This window comes from Kineothrix sp. IPX-CK, assembly GCF_039134705.1.
Lineage (GTDB): Bacteria > Bacillota > Clostridia > Lachnospirales > Lachnospiraceae > Kineothrix > Kineothrix sedimenti.
Window position 1 is genome coordinate 4,030,009 of the sequence record NZ_CP146256.1, and the last position, 23,428, is coordinate 4,053,436.

Consider the following 23,428-nt stretch of genomic DNA (forward strand, 5'->3'; position numbering starts at 1 on the left):
CCCCTAACAGCGTATCTGTAAAGGCAAAGGCTTCTTCATTCTGTACTACCCGGTACTTGTCCGTTACTACTCCTAATACTTTTTTATCCGTATTTCTCACATTTGCCAGAAATCCGTTTAGCGGAATTCTTTCCGTTGTCTCAAAGGGATGTTGCTCCACCGTCCAGTCAAGTCCCGCTTTTCCAGAGCCTGCGCAGGAGAAAACGCTTCCATTACAATCAATATTAAATAAACTTCTTGCTTAGTTATAGAAATGTCACAACCGCCTTAGTATTTAAATACTTCTGCTAACTTTGCTTTTTCTACTAAATTGTTATAAATTGATGAGGAATACATAAGTTCCTCGTGCTTTCCGAAAGCTTCTACTTCTCCATTGTCAATAATTACTATCTTATCCGCATTTTCAACGGATTTTAGTCTGTGAGAAATAATGATAACGGTTTTATTTTTAATTAAATGATTTAAGCTTTCTTGTATTTTTTTCTCATTATCCACATCTAAGGAGGCAGCTATTTCATCCAAGATGATGATTGGTGCATTTTTCAGAAATGCTCTGGCAATGGATAATCTTTGTCTTTCACCTCCTGACAAGGTTGCTCCGTTTTCACCGATTACGGTATCGTACCCCTCCGGAAGCTGATTAATAAATTCTTCGCAATTTGCCAGCCTGGCCGCTTCTTTTACCTCTTTATCTGTTGCCGTCTTTTTTCCTATTCTTATATTTTCTGCTATTGATGTATTAAAAAGCGTTACATCCTGAAAGACAATGGATATTTTTTCAAATAATGATTTTGTGGAAATTTCTTTTATATCCACGCCTCCAATTTTTATCTTTCCGCCATCATAATCATAAAGTCTGGAAATCAAGCGCAGAATACTTGTCTTTCCACAGCCTGACATGCCCACTAGGGCAGTCACCTCATTTTGATTTGCCGTAAAACTGACATTTTTCAGAACTGCTGTATCTTCATTGTAAGCAAAGGATACATCTTTTAGTTCTATATCATAATTTGAAATTTCTTTATCTTCTCCTTTTTGAACTTTTGTACTTCTTATTTCTTTAATGCGATTAATCATGGCATCAATATAATAAAGCTCTGCGATGTTTTGACTTACTCCATCCACACCTTCTTTGATTTTGATAGATGCCAAAATATATCCAATGAGATATAAAACGTTTATTTCACCTTTTAAAAATAGTCCCGTTCCTACCAATATGACGATTGCAAAAGCAATCTGAACAACAAGTCCTGAAAAAAGCAGCGGAACAACTGCCGTAAATTCAGCTTTTAAGTGTATTTTCTCGCCCTCTTCCATTTTTTTATACAAATTTTCTTTAATTTCTTTTGCAAGTCCAAAACTCTTTATCTCTTGCTGTAACTCGATCGCTTCTTGAAAACTGTCCGAATTATCCCTAAGCTTTGTATAATATTTAATATTTTCTCTTAATTGGATTTTTTTAGACCAAACAATTAATAAAAATGCTATAATTATTGGCAAAATAACGGCAAGCCCCAGTTTTATATTTCCGATTAGTAAAAGAATAGATATAAGTGGAAAAAACATAAAAAATCCGATTGTTTTTGCCATCGCATGGCTTATGGCATGTTCGATAGCTGCAACATCAGCCATAATCGTCTGGGAAAGATCAGATAGATTATGCTTAGAAAAATAAGAAAGAGGAAGTTTGCTCAAAGTATCTGCAATATCAAGTCTCAAATTAGCGCTTTCTTTATAGGTTGAATTATAAAGTGTATTGTATTCCACTCTTAGAAGTATATACATGATAACAAGTACCAAAACAGAAAAGCCTATGTAAAAAATATTGTTTTTTACGTTTCCCAAAACAAGCTCATTAAACAAAATCATGAGCAGTATAGCCGGGAGCATATTCACTATATATACTAAAAAGGATGCTAAACTGGCTCTAACCAAATCGCTTGCACCTCTGTCCGTCAGAGCAAAATATTTCTTAAATAAATTATTCATAACGCACCCTCCAATCGTTCGCTTTTGTATAAAGCTCTTGAAAACGCTTATACCTGCTGTCTTCTCTCATTAATTCAGTATCATTGCCCCTCTCTATTATTTTCCCCTTCTCCATCACCAATATTTCGTCAACTGCTCTGATACTACTCAATCTGTGCGCAATCATAATGACGGTTTTTCCCTTAATAAGATTTTTAAATGCCTTTTGTAACTCATGCTCGTTCTCAGGGTCAACTGCCGCACTTGCCTCATCCATTATAATAATATTTGCATTTTTAAGAATCGCTCTGGCTATGGCAATTCTTTGCTTTTCCCCACCTGATAAAAACACCCCTTTAGTACCAATAACTGTTTGTTCTTTTAAGGGAAATTTCTTTATAATTTCATCACAGCCTGCAAGATGAAGTGCTTCAAACACTTCCTCGTTCGTCGCATCAGGATTTGCTGTTTTTACATTATCGTAAATACTCATTTTAAATAACTTGCTGTCTTGAAATACAAAGGCAATGCTTTTCGTGATTGCTTCTTCACTGTAGCTTGTAATACTTTTACCGCCAATTTTTATATCGCCGCTGTTGATTCTATAAAATCCTGATATCAACTTTGCAATAGTGGACTTTCCGCTGCCTGAGGCACCAACCAAAGCATAACTTTTGTTTTCTTCAAGTTTAAAGCTAAGATTTTCTAAAACCATTTCATCGCCATATCCAAAGCTAACCTTGTCAAACTCAATATCAAAGTTTTTAAATTTCTCCAGCGTGCCAAATTCCAATTTATCTTTTTGCATATCGGCGAATATTCGCTCCAATTTTTCCACGGCAGAGATTCCCATATATGCATACATAGATACATACATGATTTTCATAAATCCGCTAAATAATACGCCGCTAAGAAACAAAAACATAATCAAATCCACCGCAAGCATTTTGGGATCAGCATGAATATCTGTAAACAAAACCATAAACGGCGTAAGAATGGTTATTGCTCCCAGAAAAACAATCTGAAATCTTAAATATGGCTTCCTGCAACTCATGGAATAATCGAGAGCGTATTTTGAATAATCCATAATGGCTTTATGCAAAGCCTTAAACGAATTAACACTGGCTCCAAAAATTTTAACAACTTGCATACCGCGTACATATTCAACTGTTTCACTATTCATCTTCTCTAATGCCTCTTGATAAATTGCCATGAAATGTTTATCTCCTGACATCAAAACAATTTGTCCCGCCCCCAGAACAGTAAACACAAGCAAAGCTATTCCAACCTTTAAGTCAATCACAAACCCCATGATAAGTACTAATACCGGAGTAAGCACCGCCCCTGCGTTATCTGGTATAAGGTGTGCAACAATGCTATGCGTTTGCGCCGCATTATCATCTAATAGCTGCCTGGTTCTACCGGATGAATTTAAATCAAAGAATCTAAAGCTGGCATTGATAAGACCATCAATTCCTTTTTTTCTCAAATTTGTTTCTAATCTAAACCCAAGAATATGGGTTAGAAGCACAGAGAAGATATAAATAAGCGACCCTGCTACCAACAGTCCCACTATAATAATTGCATAATGAAACGCATCTCCCGCATCGTTCATGATAACAAGCCTTTTAAGAAACTCATACATGTAGTAATATGCCGATACTGTTATCACAGTAGAAACAGCAGTAAATAGGATTGCTACAAATGCTAACCATCTTTCTTTTGGCACATAATGAAGTAATTTTTTGTAAACTTTTAACATATAATACCTCCTTATATTATCTCATTTAGACAATATTTTAGCAGCTGATAAAATTTATCGATAAAATCAATGCTACAAATATAACTTGTTCGCTCATTTTTTTCAGCAATATCAGTTTTTTAATTGTATCATTTGCTAAAACAAGATACAATAGAATATATCCGACAATGTCTAATCGGGTTATTGTCTAATCAAGATATCAGGAGGTTTGCTTATGAATACGTTTCAAGATTTTATAGAAAAATCAGGGTGGAATTCCTGCCATAATTACTCAAAATACTCTCAGGTCGGCAAAACTTTTTGCACTCAGAATGAAAATTTTAATGGCATCTATTGGTATTATGAAACAGATCAATTCATCATTGATATACATGACTCTTTTATTAAAAAGGAACATATGGTTAATTTTTTCCCTGATATAAGTCCTTTTATAGCATTCAGCTCAACATATATTAAATCAGCAAACGGAGAATGTTTTAATCCTTATCAAGCATTAACATCAAACACCATGTTTATTATGAATATAGAACGGACAGACGTACGATTTCTTTTACACGCAAACTTCCCATACGTCAGTGTCGGGATTTATTTCAAGAATAAAATGATTGAAGAGTATATCTCCTGCCACTTAAATCCGGAATGCACAAGTATTTACGATCTTTTTTTTGAAACCAGAGAGCTTGTTACAAAGCCTTTAGAAAAATTAGCAAATTCTATTTTAAATTGGAATATGAATTCTCCTGCTGCTGAGATATTTCTTGAAGCAAAAGCAAAAGAGTGGTTAAGCATCACCCTTGATGCATACTTTAACAAATTAAAATTAAAACCAATATCTAAATCTGACGAGAAAGCAATCGAAAATGTAGCAAGCTATATTAACGACCATTATGCTTTGGTGCTATCCCAGGAACTCTTAGAGAAAATTGCTATGATGAGCGGTACAAAATTGAAAAATGTATTTAAACAGAAATATCAAATGAGCATAACGGAATACACACAAAAAAGAAGAATGAACATCGCAGAAACCTTGCTGTCAACAACATCTCTCGAAATAAAAGATATTGCAAAATCTGTGGGATATATCTCTCATAGTAGATTTACAATACTTTTCAAGAAATATAAGGGCGTATATCCTCGTGAAGTAAAAAAGATGAGTTCTTTAAATAGCACTTCTATGCACATGCATCAATATAATCCGGAAAAACATTCATCATGTAAAGATAAACGATAAATAAGTTCCTTGATAAAGGGTTGGAACATAGCGTCGCTAACGTCCCAACCTTTTTGTTAACCGCTGCCTCCATAAATAATTGAGTTTCATATTCCAGTCTATCCCTTATAACATTAACGCCTCAAAAATTATCTAAAATGCAAACTTCATTTTGCTAAAATCTATTGCAATACTAATCATACAGTTATTGCAAATGATTCGCAATTAAATCTTGACTATTAATCTTTTGCATGATAACATTTGAATGCGAATGATTTGCAAATAGTTAATTTGAGATAAGTATCGTGTAGAAAATATTTTCGTTGAATTGCAAGGAAGGGGAAAGGTTAGGATAGCGAATCATGAATCTGTATTAATTACATACTTGAAGCGTAAAAGGTTCCGATGAGATATTTAACCCTGATTCAAGTGACAGAGGTTCATAACCATTGATCAGGCAGTTGCGAAAATGGAGTCCTTTATAGCTCATAGAACTACGCATATTGTATTGGAGTGATATTTCCGAATCTGGTAAGTATGCAAACTGAAACAAAAAACTAAAAATTTATTTAAACGAATCCATTTAGAAAATAGGAGGAAGAATATGAAAAAAGAAAAAACGAATAAATTGGTATCAAAGGATTATTTGACCATTGGACTGTATACTGTCGTAAGCCTTGTAATCTCATTCGCCTTATCGATGCTAACAACACCGTTTCTGGTATGGGCGTATCCGTTCGCAACAGCATTTGTCCTCTTCTTTACATGCCCGATTTATATTTTACTAGCATACAAAGTCGGGAAACGCGGTACATTATTAACCTTTGCAATTATTAATGGACTATTTTATGCTATTATGGGTGCGCCGTTTGTACTGCCGTTTACACTTGTCGGCGGTTTATTAGGAGAACTTATTTTAGCCAAATTCGGAGGTTACAGAAATTTAAAGGCACAAACTCTGGCATACACTGTATACAATCTGATTTACGGCTTCTGTAATTATATTGTGCTGGCCATTTCGGCGGAATATTACTTCTCATTAATGCAAATTGAGGGTGTCTTACGTGAGGCCTATATTAAATATATGACAACCCCATTTTGGATTGCGGTCGCTATCGCACTGTTGGTTATTGCCATAGTTCTGGGTTGCCTGTTTGGGTATAAGCTTTTGAAGAAGCACTTTATTAAATCGGGTATTGTTTCGAGTTCAAATTAGATTAATCGCGTAAAGAAAGTCTGATAAATCAGGCTTTCTTTATTAAAGGAGTAAATATGAAAAAGAAATACATTGACCCAAGGATTCAGTTTCTATTGCTGGTTTTCATAGGTATTATTATTCTGGTGTCTGATGTTAACCGCTTAATTTTACTTAATCTTCTCGCATTATCCTATCTCTTATATAACGGACATATGAAAGGCGCGATAAAAACCTCAGTGATGCTCATGGTTGTTGTCGTTTTTCATTTTTATATTTTAAAATCTGATTATCAAGTATTGAAGTTTGTTGGATTCTTCACTTTTCTAATCTTAAGATTCAGTCCGGTGATAATGTTCGCATCTGTATTACAAGAAGTTCCAAGCGGAAAGATGATTTCGTCACTGCAGAATTTAGGAATTCCTAAAAATATTTTAATTACTTTAGCTGTGACATTGCGCTTCTTCCCAATTATTAAAGTGGAAAATGAATCAATCCAAATGTCTGCCAAGTTAAGAGGATTATCACTGAGTCAGCCAAAAAATTGGCTTCACCCCCTTAATAGTTTTGAATATACATTTGTACCTCTAATGATGCGGACACTGAAGATAACAGATGAATTGGCAGCATCGGCAATGACAAAGGGAATTGACTATCCAGAAGCAAGAACATCTATTTATGACAGCCGAATAAAGTTTTCTGATATCGCTGTGGGTTGCACAATCGTTACGTGCGGCATTGCTATTTTCTTTACAAAAGTTTGAATGAGGTAAACATTTAATGAAATCAATGGTTAGGTTTGAAAATATTTCATTTTCATATGGAGGTGAAAGTCATCAATTAAGAAATATTTCACTGGATATTATGAAAGGTGAATGTATGCTGATTACAGGAGCATCAGGGTGCGGTAAAACTACACTTTCTCGTACTATTAATGGATTAATACCGCATTATTTTGAAGGTGATTTGGAAGGAACTATATATATTGCAGGAAAGAATACGGCACTCTTTGAAGAATGGGAATATGGGAAAATAGTCGGAAGCGTTTTTCAAGACGCTCGTTCTCAGTTTTTTACTTCAAATGTATTGGATGAACTTGCTTTCGCATCAGAGAATTATGGTTGTGATGCTAATCTCATCAAAACTCGTATTGAAACAGTGTTGAATGCTAATCATATTCCGCACTTGAGAAGCAGAAAGTTAGAAAATCTTTCAAGCGGTGAGAAACAAAAAGTAGCTATGAATGCAGTACAGGTCCATAATCCGGATATATATGTACTTGATGAACCATCAGCCAATCTTGATAATGAATCATGCTTTATCCTTGCCGAATTACTAAAAGATCTAAAGAGACAGGGAAAAACAATTCTGGTCGCAGATCATCGCATTTATTATTTAATGGATGTATTGGATCGGATTATCTATATGGATGATGGAGAGATAATAAATAATTGGAATATTAGGGATTTTCAAAAACTATCACAAGATTATTTAAATTCACTTGGGATTAGGAATAGTCATATGATTACGCTTGGTGAGGTACTTAATCGAGAGAACGGGATTGACAAAAAAAGAAGTTCTGAAACGTTGGAATTAAAGAATCTTTCGGTTGGATTTGGTAGATTATCAAAACCGTTGTTAAGTAATTTGAATCTATGTATTGCAAAAGGTGAAATCGTTGTATTAACTGGAAAAAACGGAATTGGGAAAACAACACTGGCACGTACTCTTTGCGGGGTGTTAAAAGAAAAATCCGGAACTATAGAGATAAACAAACAAGTGCTTTCAATGAAAAACCGCCGTAGTAAATTTTGGTTTGTTCTTCAAGATTCAGACTATCAATTATTTTCTGACAGTGTAATCAGTGAACTTCTATTAGGCAGCAATCCAACTGAAGAAAACATCAAAAGAGCAGAAAAGATTTTAAGAGATCTTGGTCTGGATTCTTTGAGAGAACAACATCCTGCGTCATTGTCAGGCGGGCAAAAGCAGAGACTTACCTTCGGAGTAGGTTTAATGAGACAACCAGAATACTTGATTCTAGATGAACCAACATCAGGGCTTGATGCTAGAAATATGCAACGTATGCAAAAAATGATTCATGAATATGCAGAGAAAGGCATTAGTTTTATCATCATAAGTCATGATTTTGAATTTGTTTTAAAAATGAACACTAAAACAATACACATTACTGAGATAAATTTACAAACGAGAATATAGAGATGAAAATAAGTTAACCTCAAATAAAGCAATTTTACGGTATATTATAGGTCATGGGAATATATCTATCACGTTGAACTTATATGCTTTTGCTTCGATTGAGAGTATCAACGCCGAAAACGCAACGCTGTAACCAATTGAATTATCGACGTTAACCCACACATGACAAGGCCGACAACAGCCTTGTCCTTTTTTGCTCAAATATAATTTTACTCCTTGACAATCTTAATTCTGTAGTACATCCAATTTATTTTTGATTCTTGTTTATATTAGCTTGATCGGCCACTTTTTTTGTTTTTTCTTCAATAAGATCTTTATCTCCCAAGTAGTAATTCCTAATAACTTGAAAATCTTCATCAAATTCATACACAAGAGGTATACCTGTAGGTATATTAACCGATATAATTTCTTTCTCGGATAGTCGGTCCAGATATTTTATCAAAGCCCTTATCGTATTTCCATGTGCAGCAATAATAACTCTTTTACCCTGCTTCATGTCATTCATGATGTTCTGCTCAAAATATGGAATTACTCTTTCTATTGTATCTTTTAAGCTCTCTACTAAAGGAAGTCTCTCCTTTGTTATCTCTCTATACTGTTCCTGATGCCTTGGGTTTCTGCCATCATCTTCACTTAATGCCGGAGGTAGGATATCATAGGAGCGGCGCCAGATTTGCACCTGCTCTTGTCCAAATCTTTTTGTAGTTTCTTCTTTATTAAGCCCTTGGAGCGCTCCATAATGGCGTTCGTTAAGCAGCCACGATTTTTTAACCGGTAACCACTCTCTATCCATTTCTTCCAATATAGTATTCAAGGTTTGTATCGCTCTTTTAAGATACGATGTATAGCACACATCGAAATCATACCCCTCTTTTTTTAACAGTTGTCCTGCACTTTTTGCTTCCTGTTTTCCATGCTCTGATAACTCCACATCAGTCCATCCCGTAAATAAGTTAAGCCTGTTCCACTCACTTTCACCATGCCGAACGATAATCAGTTTCATATGTTATTGCCTCCTAACTTAAACATAAAAATTTAATTTATAATTTATTTCAATTATATCAAAAATCGAACCAACTGTATTGTAATATTTTTTTAATGAGAAATATACACGTTTATTTTGTTAAATGAGGAATTGTATAAGTGTGCAAACATGCTATAATAAATTCAGGACACATTTGCAGAAAGGAGATAATTTTATGAACAAAATACAAATGGATCGAATCCAAACAGGAAAAGGCTTTATTGCTGCCTTAGATCAGAGTGGCGGAAGTACCCCAAAAGCACTCCTTCAATATGGTATTAAGGAAGACAGCTATTCCAATGAAGAAGAAATGTTTGATTTAGTACATGAGATGAGAAAACGGATTATAACAAGTCCTTCATTTTCTTCCGAGTATATTCTGGGCGCCATTTTATTTGAGAACACAATGGATCGCACCATTGACGATCAATTTACTGCTGATTACCTTTGGGAGAAGAAGGGTGTCATTCCTTTTTTAAAGATTGATAAAGGTCTGTCCGATATAGAAAATGGTGTTCAGCTTATGAAGCCAATCCCAGAGTTGGATAGCCTTTTAAAGCGGGCTGTTGAAAAGAACATTTTCGGAACGAAAATGCGCTCTGTTATTAAAGATGCCAACCTCGAAGGAATAAAAAAAGTAGTTGAGCAACAATTCGAGATCGGCAAACGGATCATTGCGGCCGGGCTGGTTCCGATTATTGAACCCGAGGTGGATATTCACAGTCTGGATAAGGAAGAATCCGAGAAAATACTGAAGAATGAAATTTTTAATCAATTATCTAACCTGGGCCAAGACGAAAAAGTCATGCTTAAGCTATCCATACCAACAAAAGATAATTTCTTTAGCGATTTAGTGAGTGACTCTCATATTGTAAGAGTTGTGGCTCTGTCCGGGGGATATACACAAATTGAAGCAAATGAAAAGTTATCGCGTAACCAAGGATTGATTGCCAGCTTTTCTCGTGCACTCTCACAAAGTCTGACAGCGCAACAATCGGATGAAGAATTTAATGCGACATTGTCAAGCTCCATTAAAGCTATTTATGCTGCATCAATTACGTAATGCATTTACTGGCTCTCCCCTTCTATAATTAATTAACAAAGTAAAATTGAAGAGGAGAGCCGAATTTTTCAGATTCTTCCAGAGCATATCCATCTGTTATTCCAGCTATATAATCTGTTACGGCACATATCAAGATTTTCCACTTTTCAAAATAGTAATATATTTCATCGTTTACAAGTTCAATGCTTCCATCATTCAAATTAATCGCACTATTAGAAGCCAACCTATTTCTATGCATTAATGTCTCTACAAATATTTAATAAATTGTTCCTTCATGCAGCAACCTTGGATTACCCCGTTGTAAACAGCTAACTTGCTACTTTACATTAATAATACTTGATGCCAACTTTCTATTATTGATATTAGTTTGTTAACTATAATAAATATAACGGGAAGTTGAAACTCTATATCAAATCCAGCTCCATTGGTGTATATATTATTCCATTATAATTGCCTGTATCTCCTGCATTTTTAAATTCCATCGCATAATAAAAAGGCATAGCATACGGTGATGCGTTTAGCTTAATGGCAACCGCACCTCGTTTTTTCAATTCTTCAATTACTGTGTTTAATAACATGGATGCAATGCCTTTTCTATGGTACTCTCTTTTTACAAAAATACATGAAATGGTATTATGTATACTTATGGAAAGGCAACCTACAATCTCCTCTTTGTAATATGCTCCATACATTGTTTCGGTTCCTTCTGCAAATTTGGCAAGAAATTTCTTATCATAAATAAAGTTCTCTTTAAAGGATTTTATTCCCTGCTCTGAATAGTCTGGTGCCACAAATTCATCAAAAACCTCTTCTATTAACTTCATTGCGACGGAAAGGTTCTGATTATCAACGGGACTGATTATTATTTCCATTATCCTATACGTTTCCTTCCATAAACCATATAAACATTTAATTCTTTATGTAATCAGGTCATTGATGCATAAATATAGTGAAAATCTACTTTAATTTATAAGTAACACTTTTGACTGGCTCTTCATTTATTAAAATCATAGTTACGAGTAAAGTCGCTTTTCCATCAAGAAAAATCTGCCTTTTCTCCATTCCGCATATCCTACATTTTTGTAACAAGCCTTTGAATACAATTTTAAGGCAAAGGGATTATTAGAAAAAGCATCCAATCTGACTGATTGATATCCCCTGTCTATCATTTGTTTTTCTGCATATTCCAGTGCTATTTTCCCAATTCCCTGATGTTGAAATTCAGGATTTACACATAATCTATGGATTACGCAATATTTATCGTCAGGATACTCCCAAGCTCCATTTCTATAATCCTCATCGCATTCCTCGTTGATAACATAAACAACAGCAATCATTTGATTCTTTAATCCGATAAATAAATGTTTTTTTTCGATGTCGCCGGCAAAGTCCCTTTTGGCAGGATAGAGTTCATCCCACTGGTAAATTCCATTTGCCTCCATATCTTTTATCGATGCTTTAACAACAGTAAAAATTTCTGCTAAATCTTGTATTTCTGCTAACCTAAAATCCATATTTTAATCTCCAAAGATTTATTGATTTGCTATAAATATTCTCCTTTAAATCTGATAATATCATATCATTTTTTGATGAAAAATACTATTTAAAATAGAAAAATTCAAAATCTTGAAACTTTAAATAAAACCAATTTATTAACCTAAGTATCAATGATGTTTACTGTTTTACTATAAACAGACTTTAAAATGTCTGTAGTATCCGGCATATATATTTGTCTTTTCTTCATTTCTTTTAAATAGTCCTCCCGAACATGCAGGACTGTACAATTTCCCTCCCTTTTTCCCCTTCTTTCGCCCCTATGCGCTTCCAGCTACTCTATATGGGTATTATAGCTTTATCATCTATATGAGCCCAAATAGCGCCTTTGAATAGCATGCCTTTCCCGTCAGTGTTCTCCAGATAATTATTCCCGATTCCTCTCTCATCCTCTAAATACTGGTATTTCCCCAATTTCTGACCTATAAATTGACCTATCCATTCGAAATAAGCATGAAATACCCGTAAAAAGACGCAAAATGGATATTCATAGATTTTACTGTCAAATAGATCCTAATTCTAATGAATTCCTCAGAGCCCGCACATTCCTTATATTTGCAGGCACAAAAAAACTCAACTGATTGTTTCAGCTGAGTTCTTCCACCAGGGCTACAAGGATTCGAACCTTGAGATGACGGAGTCAGAGTCCGTTGCCTTACCGTTTGGCGATAGCCCTATGCTATTTGTCCACACATTATTTACATGCTACATTTTGGTATTATACACGAATCATTTTCATATTGCAAGACCTAATTCGAATTTTTTGTAGTTTTATTTTGTAATTGCTCATAGACTTTATTAGCTCTATTTTTGCAGAACAAAACAGGCAGAAACCAAGCATCTTATACCCATCATTCAAGGAGAATACAAAAGCTTTAAAACCCGATGGGTTTATCGTCCATAAAGCAGAGAATAGAAGAACAATAAGAAACCGGCCAATGCTCACAAGACATCGACCAGCCTCTTTTTTATTTATTGTTTAACCTTCCCCATTCGGTCATTATACCTCAAAAATCAAGTCTGCATAGGTTGGAATAGGCCAAATTTCTTTATCCACAAGTCTCTCCAGCTCATCCGCAGGTGCTCTTAAAGCTTCCATGGCCCCGACCACCTGATCCTTATAGAAGAATGCCTGCTCCTTGCCCTCCGGCATAGCGCTGGCCTGCTCTTCAATTTCTTCAAGCTTCACTAACGCCGTTTTCATTTCAACCAGCTTCTTAGAGATGCTGCCTAGCAGCTCAGACTGAACAGATACGTCCGCACCGGCTTCTTTTACTGCAATCACAGTATCCGCAAGAGACTTCGTGTATTTCATAACTGCCGGAATAATCTGCTTGGAAGCCATATCGATCATGGTAAGAGCCTCGATATTAATCGTCTTCGCATACGTTTCATAGAGAACCTCTTCTCTGGATTCCAACTCTGCCTTTGTGAAGATACCGAACTTTTCAAACAGCTTCACGGACTTATCCGTGGTCAAAGTATCTACAGCTTCCACCATGCTCTTAATGTTAGGAAGCCCTCTTCTTTCCGCTTCTTTTACCCACTCCTCGGAGTATCCGTCGCCGTTGAAGATAATTCTCTGGTGTTTGTTCATGTATTCTTTTATTAAATCATGTACCGCCAAATCGAAATCATCAGCCTTCTCCAATATGTCCGCCGCTTCACAGAACACCTCTGCCACAATCGCATTCAAGGTGGTGTTCGGGCTGGCGATGGAATCAGCAGAGCCTACCATGCGGAACTCAAACTTATTTCCTGTAAACGCGAAGGGTGACGTTCTGTTTCTATCGGTTGCGTCTTTTACAAGATCGGGAAGAGAGGATACGCCCGTCTTCAATACGCCGCCTTCCTTGCATGTTTCCGCGATGCCCGTCTCTACAAGCTGTTTTACCACATCCTCAAGCTGCTCTCCAAGGAAAATGGAAATGATCGCCGGAGGCGCTTCATTAGCTCCAAGTCTGTGGTCATTGCCTACATCCGAAGCACTCTGGCGCAACAAATCTGCGTGAGTGTCCACAGCCTTCAATATACAAGCCAACACTAATAAAAACTGTATATTCTCATTCGGCGTATCTCCCGGATCAAGAAGATTTACACCGTTATCCGTTCCCAAAGACCAATTGTTATGCTTACCGGAGCCGTTCACTCCCGCAAAGGGCTTCTCGTGAAGCAGACATCTGAGGTCGTGGTGAACTGCAACTCTCTTCATTGTCTCCATAACAATCTGATTATGATCTACCGCAATATTAGCCGTTTCATAAACGGGAGCCAGCTCGTGCTGCGCAGGTGCAACCTCGTTGTGCTGGGTCTTCGCCGTTACTCCGAGCTTCCAAAGCTCCTCATTCAAATCCTTCATGTATGCGCCTATGCGCTCTCTTATTACGCCGAAATAGTGATCCTCCAGCTCCTGTCCCTTAGGAGCCGGTGCGCCAAATAAAGTACGTCCCGCAAATATAAGATCTGGTCTATCCAAATATTTATCTTTATCCACAAGGAAATATTCCTGTTCCGCGCCTACGCTTGCAACCACCCTTTTCGCTTCCGTATTTCCGAAAAGTCTGACAATACGAAGAGCCTGTTCGCTGACCGCTTCCATGGACCTCAAAAGAGGGGTTTTCTTATCCAAAGCTTCTCCCTTGTAGGAGCAAAATGCCGTAGGAATACAAAGAATTACTCCCGTTGCCGCTTCTTTTAAGAAAGCAGGAGATGTAATATCCCATGCAGTATAGCCTCTGGCTTCGAAGGTCGAACGAAGTCCTCCAGAAGGGAAAGAAGATGCATCCGGCTCTCCTTTGATCAGTTCTTTTCCGGAGAATTCCATAAGCATTCTGCCCTCTTCATCCGGATGTGCCACAAAAGAGTCGTGCTTTTCAGCCGTAATGCCCGTAAGCGGCTGAAACCAATGTGTATAGTGTGTAGCGCCGTTCTCCACCGCCCAGTCTTTCATAGCCTTAGCTACAACATCTGCCGCCGCGAGAGAAAGCTCGCCTCCCTGATCCATAACCTTCTTTACTTCTTTGAAAACATTTTTAGGTAAACGTTCTTTCATTTTACCGAGAGTAAATACATTTTTTGCAAAAATCTTTTCCACATTAAAAACTTCGCTCATTTTTTTGCTCCCTTTCGTCTTATCATAGTTCGCCGCTCACCGACTGCGACATAACAAGGTCTCTATGGTATAAAAAAAAATGCTCCAAAAAAACACATGGAACATCCTCGTTCAAGATACCTTATACCTGAAGGTTTCCCTTCGTTTTCTATAAGATACTCTATTGTTTGCAAAATTGCAACCCCCTATTTTCAATTTTATTAAATATTGTAAAAAACAAGTTATTTTCCGCCGGTTTACTGTTCACATTGTACAACATGTAAAAATTGCGGGATAATCTCCTTTTTTGACCGGCCTTTTACGGCCGGTTCCCTTCTTCCTTAAGCGCTTCTATCCTAAGAATATCATTTTTCTCAGCCTTGCCTGTCAGCTCTACGTACAGCACCTGCTTCGGATGCGGAGCGCTATCCACAGCTTCCCCCTCCAGTGTGGTAAGAGACAATACCGTAACGGGCATATTTGTACCATCCGGCTTCATAATCTCAATGACATCGCCCACGCAGAATTTGTTGCGCTGCACGATGCGGACACGGCTCCCATCGTCTACTTCCTCCACTGTTCCTAAATAGATATATTCGTTCACATACGTATTGGAATCATAAATCTGAGTATTTTCATCCGGCTTACCGAAATAAAAACCGGTGGTAAACTGCCGGTAAGTGCATTTGGCGATTTCCGCCTTATACCATTCCATATTGGCAAGATATTTTTCCTTCGACTCCAGATAATCATCAATCGCTTTCCGGTATGTCCTCGCCACCGTCGCCACATAGAGCGCTGTTTTCATTCTTCCTTCTATCTTAAAGCTGTCGATACCCGCCTCTATCATTTCGGGAATATGCTCTATCATACACAAATCCTTGGAGTTAAAAATATAAGTACCTCTTTCATTTTCATACACCGGCATGTATTCTCCCGGCCTTTTTTCCTCTACCACCGAATATTTCCAGCGGCACGGATGGGTACAGGCTCCCCGGTTAGCATCCCTGCCCGTAAAATAGCTGCTGAGCAGACATCTGCCGGAATAAGAAATACACATCGCCCCATGAATGAAGCTTTCTATTTCCAGCTCCGCCGGAATCTTGCCTCTTATCTCTTTTATCTCAGCCAGGGAAAGCTCTCTCGCCGAAACAACACGCTTCGCCCCTTGTGCATGCCAGTATTTAAAGGTTTCATAATTCGTATTGTTAGCCTGCGTGGAAACATGGATATCTATTTCAGGACAGATTTCTCTCGCCATCATAAAAATGCCCGGATCCGCAATGATGAGTGCGTCCGGCCTTAACTTCTTCAGCTCATGAAAATATTCTCTTACACCGTCTAAATCCTCATTATGTGCCAGTATATTGGCCGTAACATGAACCTTTGCCCTATGTGCATGGGCAAACTCTATTCCTTCCGCCATGTCCTCCATACTAAAGTTCTTCGCTTTGGCGCGAAGGCCGAAAGCCTCCCCACCGATATATACGGCGTCCGCTCCATAGGCAACCGCTGTTTTCAGCACTTCCAGACTCCCTGCCGGAATCAAAAGCTCTGGTTTTCTCATTAAATAATCATTCCTTTCTCCATATACCACACGCAATACATTTTGCACGGCACTCTCTTCATAAAATATTGCTTATCACATATATCTGATCAGGGTGTCAAAAGTCCTTTTAACAAGCTTTCGCAGGCAATCGAATCCAAACCAAAAGAACGAGTGCGCCTATGAAAATATTTAGAAGTTCTTTCTTTGAATATTTGGGTCATAGCAGAAAACAAAACTGTTTGAGCGTAGCGAGTTTTTTGTTTTCTGCTATGTTTGACTCAAATGTTCGAAGAATTAGAACTTCTTATATATTGGAATTCGGCACGGGAGTCTTTTGGTTTGGATTCGATTGACTTCAAAATCTAAGAAAGGACTTTTGACACCCTAATCATATTTATAATTTCACACTTACGGTAACGCCGTCTCCCACTTGCAAGATCACCGTTTCAAGCTGTTCGTTATGCTTCAGCTCATAAAGGTATTCCCGCATTCTGGAATGAATCGTTCTGTCTCTCCTCGTCACCGCAAAGCGGGACTCGATAATGTCTCCATCCTGCAGGACGTTGTCTGATACCAGCAGTCCGCCCGTTTTCAACAGCCGCAATATATCTGGCAGAAAATGAATATACTGTCCCTTCGCCGCATCCATAAAAATAAAATCATAGCATCCTTGAAGCTCTTGCAGAATTTCTGTGGCATCACCCTCCAGTAACGTAATAGTATCTTCCCTGCCTGCCCTCTTAAAATTTTCTTTCGCTATAGGAATCCTCTTCTCATACTTTTCTATAGTCGTTATCCTACAGCCTTCCGGTGCATATTCACTCATAAGAAGTGCCGAAAACCCTATTGCCGTTCCTACCTCCAGAATACTCTGCGGCCTGTTCATCGCCAAAAGCAGCCGAAGCAGACTCTGCATCTGTGTACGGATCACCGGCACATTGGTCCTCTTGCACTCATCCTCTATTTCATTCAAAAGCTCCGTATTTCCTCTGTCAAAAGAGTCAATAAAGGCGCTGATTCTTTCATCCGTAATCATTTCTGCACTTACTCCGCACCTGTATCATCTTCCGGCGTCCCTGAACTTTCCGCTTCGCCATCCTCTGTTCCTGCATTTGAATCTTCCTCAGCAGTCACAGACCCCGATGAAACTTCTTCCGCTCCACTCTCTTCATCCTCAGCAGACATGATTTCCATCATTTCCTTAACCGTCATATCGCTGCTCAACTCATAAATTCCCGGCTTAAGCTCTCCATGATACTCAGAAATCAACTCCTGCACATAGAACACTTTCGCGTCATTAATCAAGCCTTTCTCCTCCAGTACCTCTCCGATATCCATGGTACTGGCTTCCTCCGTAATAGCTATGCTGATAACCTTCGCATTCCCCTCTTCCGCTACCGGCGCTTCCGTAAAAATGCGATATCCAAAGTTATAAGCATCAGTCGCATATTTATAAGTGAACATAACCACCACTATTATAATGACTATCTTTAATACCGTATCAAATACAGTCCCTATCAATTGTTTGGTATTCATATTTATAACTATGCTCCTTTCAAACCTCTCCGCAACTTAGGCAGCTGCGGAACCCGCAACCGCCATCTTACCAAAATCTTACTGAAAATCCAACTCTTTTACTATCAGCTCGGTGGCCTCCTGCATCATTCTGCAAAAGGAGGTCTCCGCCGCCAAAAAATCAAACACTAAAGGAATCTCCCTAAGACTTTCATATTCCTTATCCAATTCCTCCATGCGCTCCAAAAGATCTTCCGCTTCCTCCTCGTTCTGAAACATAAAATTCTTACGTCTGAACTCGTTAACCTTCAAATACAGCTCCGGCTGCATCTTTATCTTATTAAGCTGCATAACATATTCACAGTATTCCGCTGATTTTCTGACTGAACCCACGAATTCCATCACTGCGTCCTGTATACTGTTATCTGTCATTTCTTCTCACACTCCATACTTAAACTTCCATAATAATCGGAAGGATCATCGGCCTGCGCTTCGTCTTCTTCCATACGTAATCGCTAAGGGAATCCTTAATATTGGACTTGATTTTCCCCCAATCGCTGACTCCTCTGTCCAGACAGCCGTGAACCGCATCATCCACTACATGCCTGGCCTCTTCCATTAGCTGGTCCGATTCCCGCACATATACGAATCCCCTCGAAACGATATCCGGGCCTGATACAAGCTGGTCCGAATGTTGATCCAATGCTAAAACGACGATGAGAATGCCGTCCTCGGCAAGATGCTGGCGGTCTCTCAGTACGATATTTCCTACGTCTCCGACGCCCAATCCGTCTACAAGGACTTCTCCTACCGGAACCTTTCCGCTTACCTTCGCTTCATCCTTATCCATTTCCAGCACATCGCCGGAACGCAGGATAAATATATTTTCCTTGGGAATGCCAAGTTCGTTCGCGATCTTAGCCTGAGCCTTCAAATGTTTATATTCGCCATGAACGGGAATTGCATATTTAGGATGTACCAAGGTGTAAATAAGCTTAATTTCTTCCCTGCAGGCATGTCCCGATACATGAACATCCTGAAAAATCACATCGGCCCCTTTTACAAGAAGCTCGTTGATAACGTTAGTGACTGCCTTCTCATTTCCCGGAATCGGGTTGGAAGAGAAGATAACCGTATCGCCGGGGCAGATAGATATCTTCTTATGAATGTTTCCCGCCATTCGGCTCAGCGCCGCCATGCTTTCTCCCTGACTTCCGGTAGTAATAATAACCGTCTTCTCGGCAGGGTAATTCTTAAGCTGTTCGATATCGATCAGCGTCTTATCCGGAATATCCAGATAGCCAAGAGTGGTCGCCGTCTCGATGATATTTACCATACTTCGGCCTTCCACTACAACTTTTCTATCGAATTTGTACGCAGAATTGATGATCTGCTGTACGCGGTCTACGTTAGAGGCAAAGGTAGCGATGATAATACGCGTATCCTTATGCTCCGTAAAAATCGTATCGAAGGTTTTTCCCACAGTTTTTTCGGACTGGGTAAATCCCGGACGCTCCGCATTGGTGCTGTCACACATCAGAGCCAGAACACCTTTTTTCCCGATTTCTGCAAATCTCTGCAAATCGATAGCATCTCCGAATACCGGAGTATAGTCCACTTTAAAGTCTCCCGTATGCACTACGATTCCCGCAGGAGAATAAATAGCAAGTGCAGCGGCATCTACAATGCTATGGTTTGTTTTGATAAATTCTATACGAAACTGTCCCAAATTGATGGATTGGCCAAATTTAACGACTTTTCTTTTGGTGTTTCCAACAAGGTTATGCTCCTTTAGCTTATTTTCTATAATACCCATGGTCAGCTTTGTCGCATAGATAGGAACGTTAATTTCACGCAGTACATAAGGCAGCGCGCCGATATGGTCCTCATGCCCATGAGTAATCATAAAACCTTTTACTTTATCGATATTATCCTTCAGATAGGTGGTATCAGGTATTACCAAATCAATTCCCAGCATATCATCGTCCGGGAACGAAAGACCACAGTCCACCACAACAATACTGTCTTCATATTCGAAGGCAGTAATATTCATACCAATCTGCTCCAAGCCTCCTAACGGAATTATCTTTAGCTTGGAAACATTCACATTTTCATTTTTCTTCAATCAATTTTTCCTCCACATTCTGCACAGTACCCGTAGAGTTTTACTTCATGATCTATCACATGGAATCCAGTCGTCCTTGTAATCTTTTCTTCCAATTCCTCCAATAAGTCGTCCTCGAAGGAATTCACTTTACCACAATTCATGCAAATCAAATGATGGTGATGGTGTTTTGCCGTACCCATTCCCACATTTCCGATTTCATAACGAACAAAACCGTCGTCCAAATTGATGCGATCGATTAAATGCAGCTCTAAAAGTATCTGTATCGTTCTATAAACAGTAGCAAGCCCTATCTCGGGATAGTCTGCTTTTACCATTTCATAAATTTCTTCCGCGGCAAGATGTCTGTCGGGGCATGCGGCAAGAGCTTCCAATACTAGAAGCCTCTGGGTAGTAACCTTTAAACCTTTATCCTTCAATAATTGTTTAAACTGTTCTCTGTCCACTGCCATTTGTTATCATCCCTCGTAACTGTCCAGTACCTTACTTAGTACCTTCACGGTTACTATCCCCTTTACAGCTGTCCTAAGACAATTTTCCGCCCTCGGTTTCCTTCCCTTATTTTCCAATCAGGAAAGCTCAATATCCTCCAGTATATTTTCAAAAACTGCCGCAACGGCGTTAAGCTCCGTATCATCCTCCACGATTTCATAAATCGCCTCAGGCTCCTCCGGTGCGGAGATATCTTTCAAAATCAATGCTTCACTGTCTCCTTCTTCCTGCTCTGTCACAAGAATATATTGACAGCCTCCTATTTTCGTCTGTTCCAACACATAAAATTCAACCGGCTCCTCGTTCTCCGGTTTAAAGATTATCTTATCCACTAAATGTTCTCCTCGTTCTTACGGTAATCCAAATACCCTTGCAATATAAAGCACGCAGCAATTCTATCCACATGCTCCTTCCTATGCTCCCGCCGTATTCCGGCCTCCTTCATCGCTCTGTCCGCCGCAACAGTAGTAAGCCTCTCGTCCCACATCCTGACGGGCAGCCCGGTTCTGCGTTCCAGCATGTCTTTGAAATCCATGGTAAGCTCCGCCCGTACACCGAGCGTGTCGTTCATATTCTTAGGAAGCCCCACAACGATTTCTTCTACTTCGTATCCTTCAATCAGCTCTTCTATGCGAGCCAACGTCCTGCGCAACTTATTCTCTTCTTTTCTCTCTATGATTTCAATGCCCTGAGCAGTGAGAAGCAAAGCGTCGCTGATTGCCACTCCTACCGTTTTTGACCCGAAATCCAAGCCCATAATACGCATGGATTCACCCTTTTATATCCTTCCACAAACGTTCTCTAATTATTTTTCCAGTGTTTCGCCTCAATATATTTCGTAAGCAGCTCTTCTACCAACTCGTCTCTTTCTACTTTCATGATAAGGCTTCTTGCACTTTTATGGCTCGTAATATATGTGGGGTCCCCGGACATAATATACCCTACGATTTGATTTACCGGATTATATCCTTTTTCCGTCAATGCTTCATATACCGTGGCCAAGACGACTTCTACGCCCGTCTCCGGCTCGGTCTCCACGCTAAAAAATTGTGTATTTCCAAAATCCTGCATATAATCACGCCCTTATCTATTGTCGCCAGTCAACTCTTTCTAACCACCATATTACTCTATTCGTTCAGAAAATTCAATCAATTTACATTAATTTAATGATTGCTTATTTCATTTATCGGATGATTTTCCACATTCTTCACTCAAATAAGTGCTCTTTACTCAATGAGCAGCATGTCCTCCTGCAAAAAGCCCGTGACCTTTCCCCTTATCAATTGATTGGACAAAGAGTCCTCTCCCCGCTTAGCCACTTTTACATATTGCCCTGTATGTCCCGTCTGATAGCATATTCCGTCTATCACTTTTTCTTCCTCGAACAGCACCTCTACTTCTTTTCCTATGTAGCCGGTTCTATAATCCTTAGAATATTCTTTTTCCATGGAAAGCAAAAGATTGCTCCTTCTTGTCTTTTCTTCATCCGGCACCTGATCCTTCATGTCTGCCGCACGGGTACCCTTTCTCTTGGAATATTTAAAAATGTGCATTTCATAAATCTTTATTTTTTTCAAATAGTTTTTCGTGATGTCGAATTCTTCCTGCGTTTCCCCGGGAAAGCCAACAATGACGTCCGTGGTAATGGCCGGATGATCAAATACTGCGCGCAACAACTCCACTTTTTCGTAGTATTCCCCGGAGGTATATTTTCTATTCATTCTTTTAAGAGTTTCATCGCAGCCGCTTTGAAGAGACAAATGGAAATGCGGACAAAACTTGGGAAGTGTCCTTAGCCTGGCAGCAAACTCCTGCGTAATGATTCCGGGTTCCAGCGAGCCGAGGCGGATTCTTTCAATTCCTTCCACTCCATGGATGCTCTCTATGAGCGAAAGCAATGCCGGTCCCCCAAAATCGGTCCCGTAGGAGCTGATATGAATCCCAGTCAGAACCACCTCTTTATATCCCCTTGCGGCGAGCCCGGTTATCTCCTCCAGTATATCTTCTTCTTTTCTGCTTCTTACCCTGCCTCTTGCATATGGGATAATGCAGTAGGAGCAGAATTGATTACATCCGTCCTGGATTTTAATATAGGCACGGGTATTCCCGGAAGTTTCCCTGAGCTGCATATTTTCAAATTCTTTTGTATTTCCTATATCAATTATCGTCGTGTCGTCAAGTGTCTTAAATCCGTCATTCGTTTTTTCGTTTACTTTTTCGACTCTCTCTTCCAGGAATTTTTCCAGAAAGGGGATTAGCTCTTTTTTCTTATTATTCCCGATCGCCAAGTCTACGCCCACGTCCTTCAGCACGTCCTCCTTCCCGGTTTGCACATAACAGCCCGCTGCGACAACCACAGCCTCAGGGTTTAATTTACGTGCTTTATGGAGCATTTGCCTGCTTTTTCGATCTGCAATATTGGTAACTGTACACGTATTTACGATATATATATCCGCCCATTCATCAAATGGTACAATTTTATATCCTTTTTCTTGTAACATTTGTTGCATTACGTCCATTTCATATCCGTTGACTTTGCAGCCCAGGTTATGTAATGCTACACTTTTCATATTATTCCTCACTTTTTTTGTATTGTTTTAGCATTGACTTTTACTGGTTCACCCGTTAGTATAATAAACAGAAGGTATGAAAACATCAAG

The 23,428-nt window shown here is 38.9% G+C and carries 22 protein-coding genes and 1 tRNA gene; 5 read left to right on the forward strand and 18 right to left on the reverse strand.

All coding sequences use genetic code 11. The features are described from left to right. Positions 1-267: 267 nt before the first annotated feature. Together V6984_RS19135 and V6984_RS19140 are read right to left on the reverse strand one after the other, a co-directional pair. Positions 268-1,989 carry an ABC transporter ATP-binding protein gene (locus tag V6984_RS19135; RefSeq protein ID WP_342757195.1) on the reverse strand — a complete coding sequence of 574 codons (1,722 nt, stop codon included), beginning with the start codon at positions 1,987-1,989 and terminating at the stop codon, positions 268-270. Further along, on the reverse strand, positions 1,982-3,730 hold the full coding sequence (locus V6984_RS19140) for an ABC transporter ATP-binding protein (RefSeq protein ID WP_342757196.1): 1,749 nt from the start codon (positions 3,728-3,730) through the stop codon (positions 1,982-1,984). The genes V6984_RS19135 and V6984_RS19140 overlap by 8 nt, the downstream gene beginning before the upstream one ends. A gap of 214 nt (positions 3,731-3,944) precedes the next feature. On the opposite strand from V6984_RS19140, the gene V6984_RS19145 reads away from it, so the two are divergent. The 4 genes from V6984_RS19145 (at position 3,945) to V6984_RS19160 (ending at position 8,355) form a co-directional block, all read left to right on the forward strand. Continuing rightward, the gene (locus V6984_RS19145) at positions 3,945-4,961 is read left to right on the forward strand and encodes an AraC family transcriptional regulator (protein WP_342757197.1); all 1,017 of its coding nucleotides are present in this window, start codon (positions 3,945-3,947) and stop codon (positions 4,959-4,961) included. Between the two features lie 583 nt (positions 4,962-5,544). Further along, on the forward strand, positions 5,545-6,156 hold the full coding sequence (locus tag V6984_RS19150; protein ID WP_342757198.1) for an MptD family putative ECF transporter S component: 612 nt from the start codon (positions 5,545-5,547) through the stop codon (positions 6,154-6,156). 56 nt (positions 6,157-6,212) lie between these two features. Continuing rightward, positions 6,213-6,899 (forward strand): energy-coupling factor transporter transmembrane component T, encoded by a 687-nt coding sequence (locus tag V6984_RS19155; protein WP_342757199.1) that lies wholly within the window; start codon positions 6,213-6,215, stop codon positions 6,897-6,899. A 16-nt stretch (positions 6,900-6,915) separates the two neighbouring features. Continuing rightward, positions 6,916-8,355, forward strand: coding sequence for an ABC transporter ATP-binding protein (locus V6984_RS19160; protein WP_342757200.1), 1,440 nt, complete (start codon positions 6,916-6,918; stop codon positions 8,353-8,355). Positions 8,356-8,602: 247 nt separating this feature from the next. On the opposite strand, the gene gpmA is transcribed toward V6984_RS19160, so the two are convergent. After that, positions 8,603-9,358 carry a 2,3-diphosphoglycerate-dependent phosphoglycerate mutase gene (gene gpmA / locus V6984_RS19165; RefSeq protein ID WP_342757201.1) on the reverse strand — a complete coding sequence of 252 codons (756 nt, stop codon included), beginning with the start codon at positions 9,356-9,358 and terminating at the stop codon, positions 8,603-8,605. A gap of 196 nt (positions 9,359-9,554) precedes the next feature. Between gpmA and V6984_RS19170 the strand changes: the two genes are divergently transcribed. Further along, positions 9,555-10,442 (forward strand): fructose bisphosphate aldolase, encoded by an 888-nt coding sequence (locus V6984_RS19170; RefSeq protein WP_342757202.1) that lies wholly within the window; start codon positions 9,555-9,557, stop codon positions 10,440-10,442. A 28-nt stretch (positions 10,443-10,470) separates the two neighbouring features. On the opposite strand, the gene V6984_RS19175 is transcribed toward V6984_RS19170, so the two are convergent. The 15 genes from V6984_RS19175 to mtaB form a co-directional block, all read right to left on the reverse strand. Continuing rightward, entirely contained in the window at positions 10,471-10,641 is a 171-nt protein-coding gene (locus V6984_RS19175; RefSeq protein ID WP_342757203.1) for a hypothetical protein, read from the reverse strand. Positions 10,642-10,846: 205 nt separating this feature from the next. Further along, entirely contained in the window at positions 10,847-11,314 is a 468-nt protein-coding gene (locus V6984_RS19180) for a GNAT family N-acetyltransferase (RefSeq protein WP_342757204.1), read from the reverse strand. A gap of 141 nt (positions 11,315-11,455) precedes the next feature. Continuing rightward, positions 11,456-11,956 carry a GNAT family N-acetyltransferase gene (locus tag V6984_RS19185; protein WP_342757205.1) on the reverse strand — a complete coding sequence of 167 codons (501 nt, stop codon included), beginning with the start codon at positions 11,954-11,956 and terminating at the stop codon, positions 11,456-11,458. A 644-nt stretch (positions 11,957-12,600) separates the two neighbouring features. Further along, positions 12,601-12,672 (reverse strand) — tRNA-Gln (locus tag V6984_RS19190). Between the two features lie 324 nt (positions 12,673-12,996). Continuing rightward, a complete protein-coding gene (locus V6984_RS19195) occupies positions 12,997-15,108 on the reverse strand; it encodes a glutamine synthetase III (RefSeq protein ID WP_342757206.1) in 2,112 nt (703 codons plus the stop codon). A gap of 298 nt (positions 15,109-15,406) precedes the next feature. After that, positions 15,407-16,654, reverse strand: coding sequence for a U32 family peptidase (locus V6984_RS19200; protein WP_342757207.1), 1,248 nt, complete (start codon positions 16,652-16,654; stop codon positions 15,407-15,409). A gap of 376 nt (positions 16,655-17,030) precedes the next feature. Next, positions 17,031-17,672 carry an O-methyltransferase gene (locus V6984_RS19205; RefSeq protein WP_342757208.1) on the reverse strand — a complete coding sequence of 214 codons (642 nt, stop codon included), beginning with the start codon at positions 17,670-17,672 and terminating at the stop codon, positions 17,031-17,033. An 8-nt stretch (positions 17,673-17,680) separates the two neighbouring features. Next, on the reverse strand, positions 17,681-18,172 hold the full coding sequence (locus tag V6984_RS19210; protein ID WP_342757209.1) for an endolytic transglycosylase MltG: 492 nt from the start codon (positions 18,170-18,172) through the stop codon (positions 17,681-17,683). 78 nt (positions 18,173-18,250) lie between these two features. Then, positions 18,251-18,583: a YlbF family regulator gene (locus V6984_RS19215; RefSeq protein WP_342757210.1), complete on the reverse strand. Its 333-nt coding sequence runs from the start codon at positions 18,581-18,583 to the stop codon at positions 18,251-18,253. A gap of 19 nt (positions 18,584-18,602) precedes the next feature. Then, positions 18,603-20,276 carry a ribonuclease J gene (locus tag V6984_RS19220; RefSeq protein ID WP_342757211.1) on the reverse strand — a complete coding sequence of 558 codons (1,674 nt, stop codon included), beginning with the start codon at positions 20,274-20,276 and terminating at the stop codon, positions 18,603-18,605. Further along, positions 20,273-20,728, reverse strand: coding sequence for a Fur family transcriptional regulator (locus V6984_RS19225; RefSeq protein WP_342757212.1), 456 nt, complete (start codon positions 20,726-20,728; stop codon positions 20,273-20,275). The genes V6984_RS19220 and V6984_RS19225 overlap by 4 nt, the downstream gene beginning before the upstream one ends. Positions 20,729-20,845: 117 nt before the next feature. Beyond that, a complete protein-coding gene (locus tag V6984_RS19230; protein ID WP_342757213.1) occupies positions 20,846-21,100 on the reverse strand; it encodes a DUF1292 domain-containing protein in 255 nt (84 codons plus the stop codon). Continuing rightward, complete coding sequence (gene ruvX, locus V6984_RS19235; RefSeq protein ID WP_342757214.1) at positions 21,100-21,534, reverse strand: Holliday junction resolvase RuvX; 435 nt, start codon at positions 21,532-21,534, stop codon at positions 21,100-21,102. Before ruvX ends, V6984_RS19230 begins: the two co-directional genes overlap by 1 nt. Before the next feature lie 35 nt (positions 21,535-21,569). Then, positions 21,570-21,839: an IreB family regulatory phosphoprotein gene (locus V6984_RS19240; protein ID WP_342757215.1), complete on the reverse strand. Its 270-nt coding sequence runs from the start codon at positions 21,837-21,839 to the stop codon at positions 21,570-21,572. A gap of 155 nt (positions 21,840-21,994) precedes the next feature. After that, the gene (mtaB, locus tag V6984_RS19245; RefSeq protein ID WP_342757216.1) at positions 21,995-23,338 is read right to left on the reverse strand and encodes a tRNA (N(6)-L-threonylcarbamoyladenosine(37)-C(2))-methylthiotransferase MtaB; all 1,344 of its coding nucleotides are present in this window, start codon (positions 23,336-23,338) and stop codon (positions 21,995-21,997) included. Positions 23,339-23,428: the final 90 nt, after the last annotated feature.

What these genes read in the sequence shown, in the direction of transcription:
- V6984_RS19135 (WP_342757195.1), bottom strand. Translation starts at nt 1,989, where the DNA reads ATGAATAATTTATTTAAGAAATATTTTGCTCTGACGGACAGAGGTGCA.
- V6984_RS19140 (WP_342757196.1), bottom strand. Translation starts at nt 3,730, where the DNA reads ATGTTAAAAGTTTACAAAAAATTACTTCATTATGTGCCAAAAGAAAGA.
- V6984_RS19145 (WP_342757197.1), top strand. Translation starts at nt 3,945, where the DNA reads ATGAATACGTTTCAAGATTTTATAGAAAAATCAGGGTGGAATTCCTGC.
- V6984_RS19150 (WP_342757198.1), top strand. Translation starts at nt 5,545, where the DNA reads ATGAAAAAAGAAAAAACGAATAAATTGGTATCAAAGGATTATTTGACC.
- V6984_RS19155 (WP_342757199.1), top strand. Translation starts at nt 6,213, where the DNA reads ATGAAAAAGAAATACATTGACCCAAGGATTCAGTTTCTATTGCTGGTT.
- V6984_RS19160 (WP_342757200.1), top strand. Translation starts at nt 6,916, where the DNA reads ATGAAATCAATGGTTAGGTTTGAAAATATTTCATTTTCATATGGAGGT.
- gpmA (WP_342757201.1), bottom strand. Translation starts at nt 9,358, where the DNA reads ATGAAACTGATTATCGTTCGGCATGGTGAAAGTGAGTGGAACAGGCTT.
- V6984_RS19170 (WP_342757202.1), top strand. Translation starts at nt 9,555, where the DNA reads ATGAACAAAATACAAATGGATCGAATCCAAACAGGAAAAGGCTTTATT.
- V6984_RS19180 (WP_342757204.1), bottom strand. Translation starts at nt 11,314, where the DNA reads ATGGAAATAATAATCAGTCCCGTTGATAATCAGAACCTTTCCGTCGCA.
- V6984_RS19185 (WP_342757205.1), bottom strand. Translation starts at nt 11,956, where the DNA reads ATGGATTTTAGGTTAGCAGAAATACAAGATTTAGCAGAAATTTTTACT.
- V6984_RS19195 (WP_342757206.1), bottom strand. Translation starts at nt 15,108, where the DNA reads ATGAGCGAAGTTTTTAATGTGGAAAAGATTTTTGCAAAAAATGTATTT.
- V6984_RS19200 (WP_342757207.1), bottom strand. Translation starts at nt 16,654, where the DNA reads ATGAGAAAACCAGAGCTTTTGATTCCGGCAGGGAGTCTGGAAGTGCTG.
- V6984_RS19205 (WP_342757208.1), bottom strand. Translation starts at nt 17,672, where the DNA reads ATGATTACGGATGAAAGAATCAGCGCCTTTATTGACTCTTTTGACAGA.
- V6984_RS19210 (WP_342757209.1), bottom strand. Translation starts at nt 18,172, where the DNA reads ATGAATACCAAACAATTGATAGGGACTGTATTTGATACGGTATTAAAG.
- V6984_RS19215 (WP_342757210.1), bottom strand. Translation starts at nt 18,583, where the DNA reads ATGACAGATAACAGTATACAGGACGCAGTGATGGAATTCGTGGGTTCA.
- V6984_RS19225 (WP_342757212.1), bottom strand. Translation starts at nt 20,728, where the DNA reads ATGGCAGTGGACAGAGAACAGTTTAAACAATTATTGAAGGATAAAGGT.
- ruvX (WP_342757214.1), bottom strand. Translation starts at nt 21,534, where the DNA reads ATGCGTATTATGGGCTTGGATTTCGGGTCAAAAACGGTAGGAGTGGCA.
- V6984_RS19240 (WP_342757215.1), bottom strand. Translation starts at nt 21,839, where the DNA reads ATGCAGGATTTTGGAAATACACAATTTTTTAGCGTGGAGACCGAGCCG.
- mtaB (WP_342757216.1), bottom strand. Translation starts at nt 23,338, where the DNA reads ATGAAAAGTGTAGCATTACATAACCTGGGCTGCAAAGTCAACGGATAT.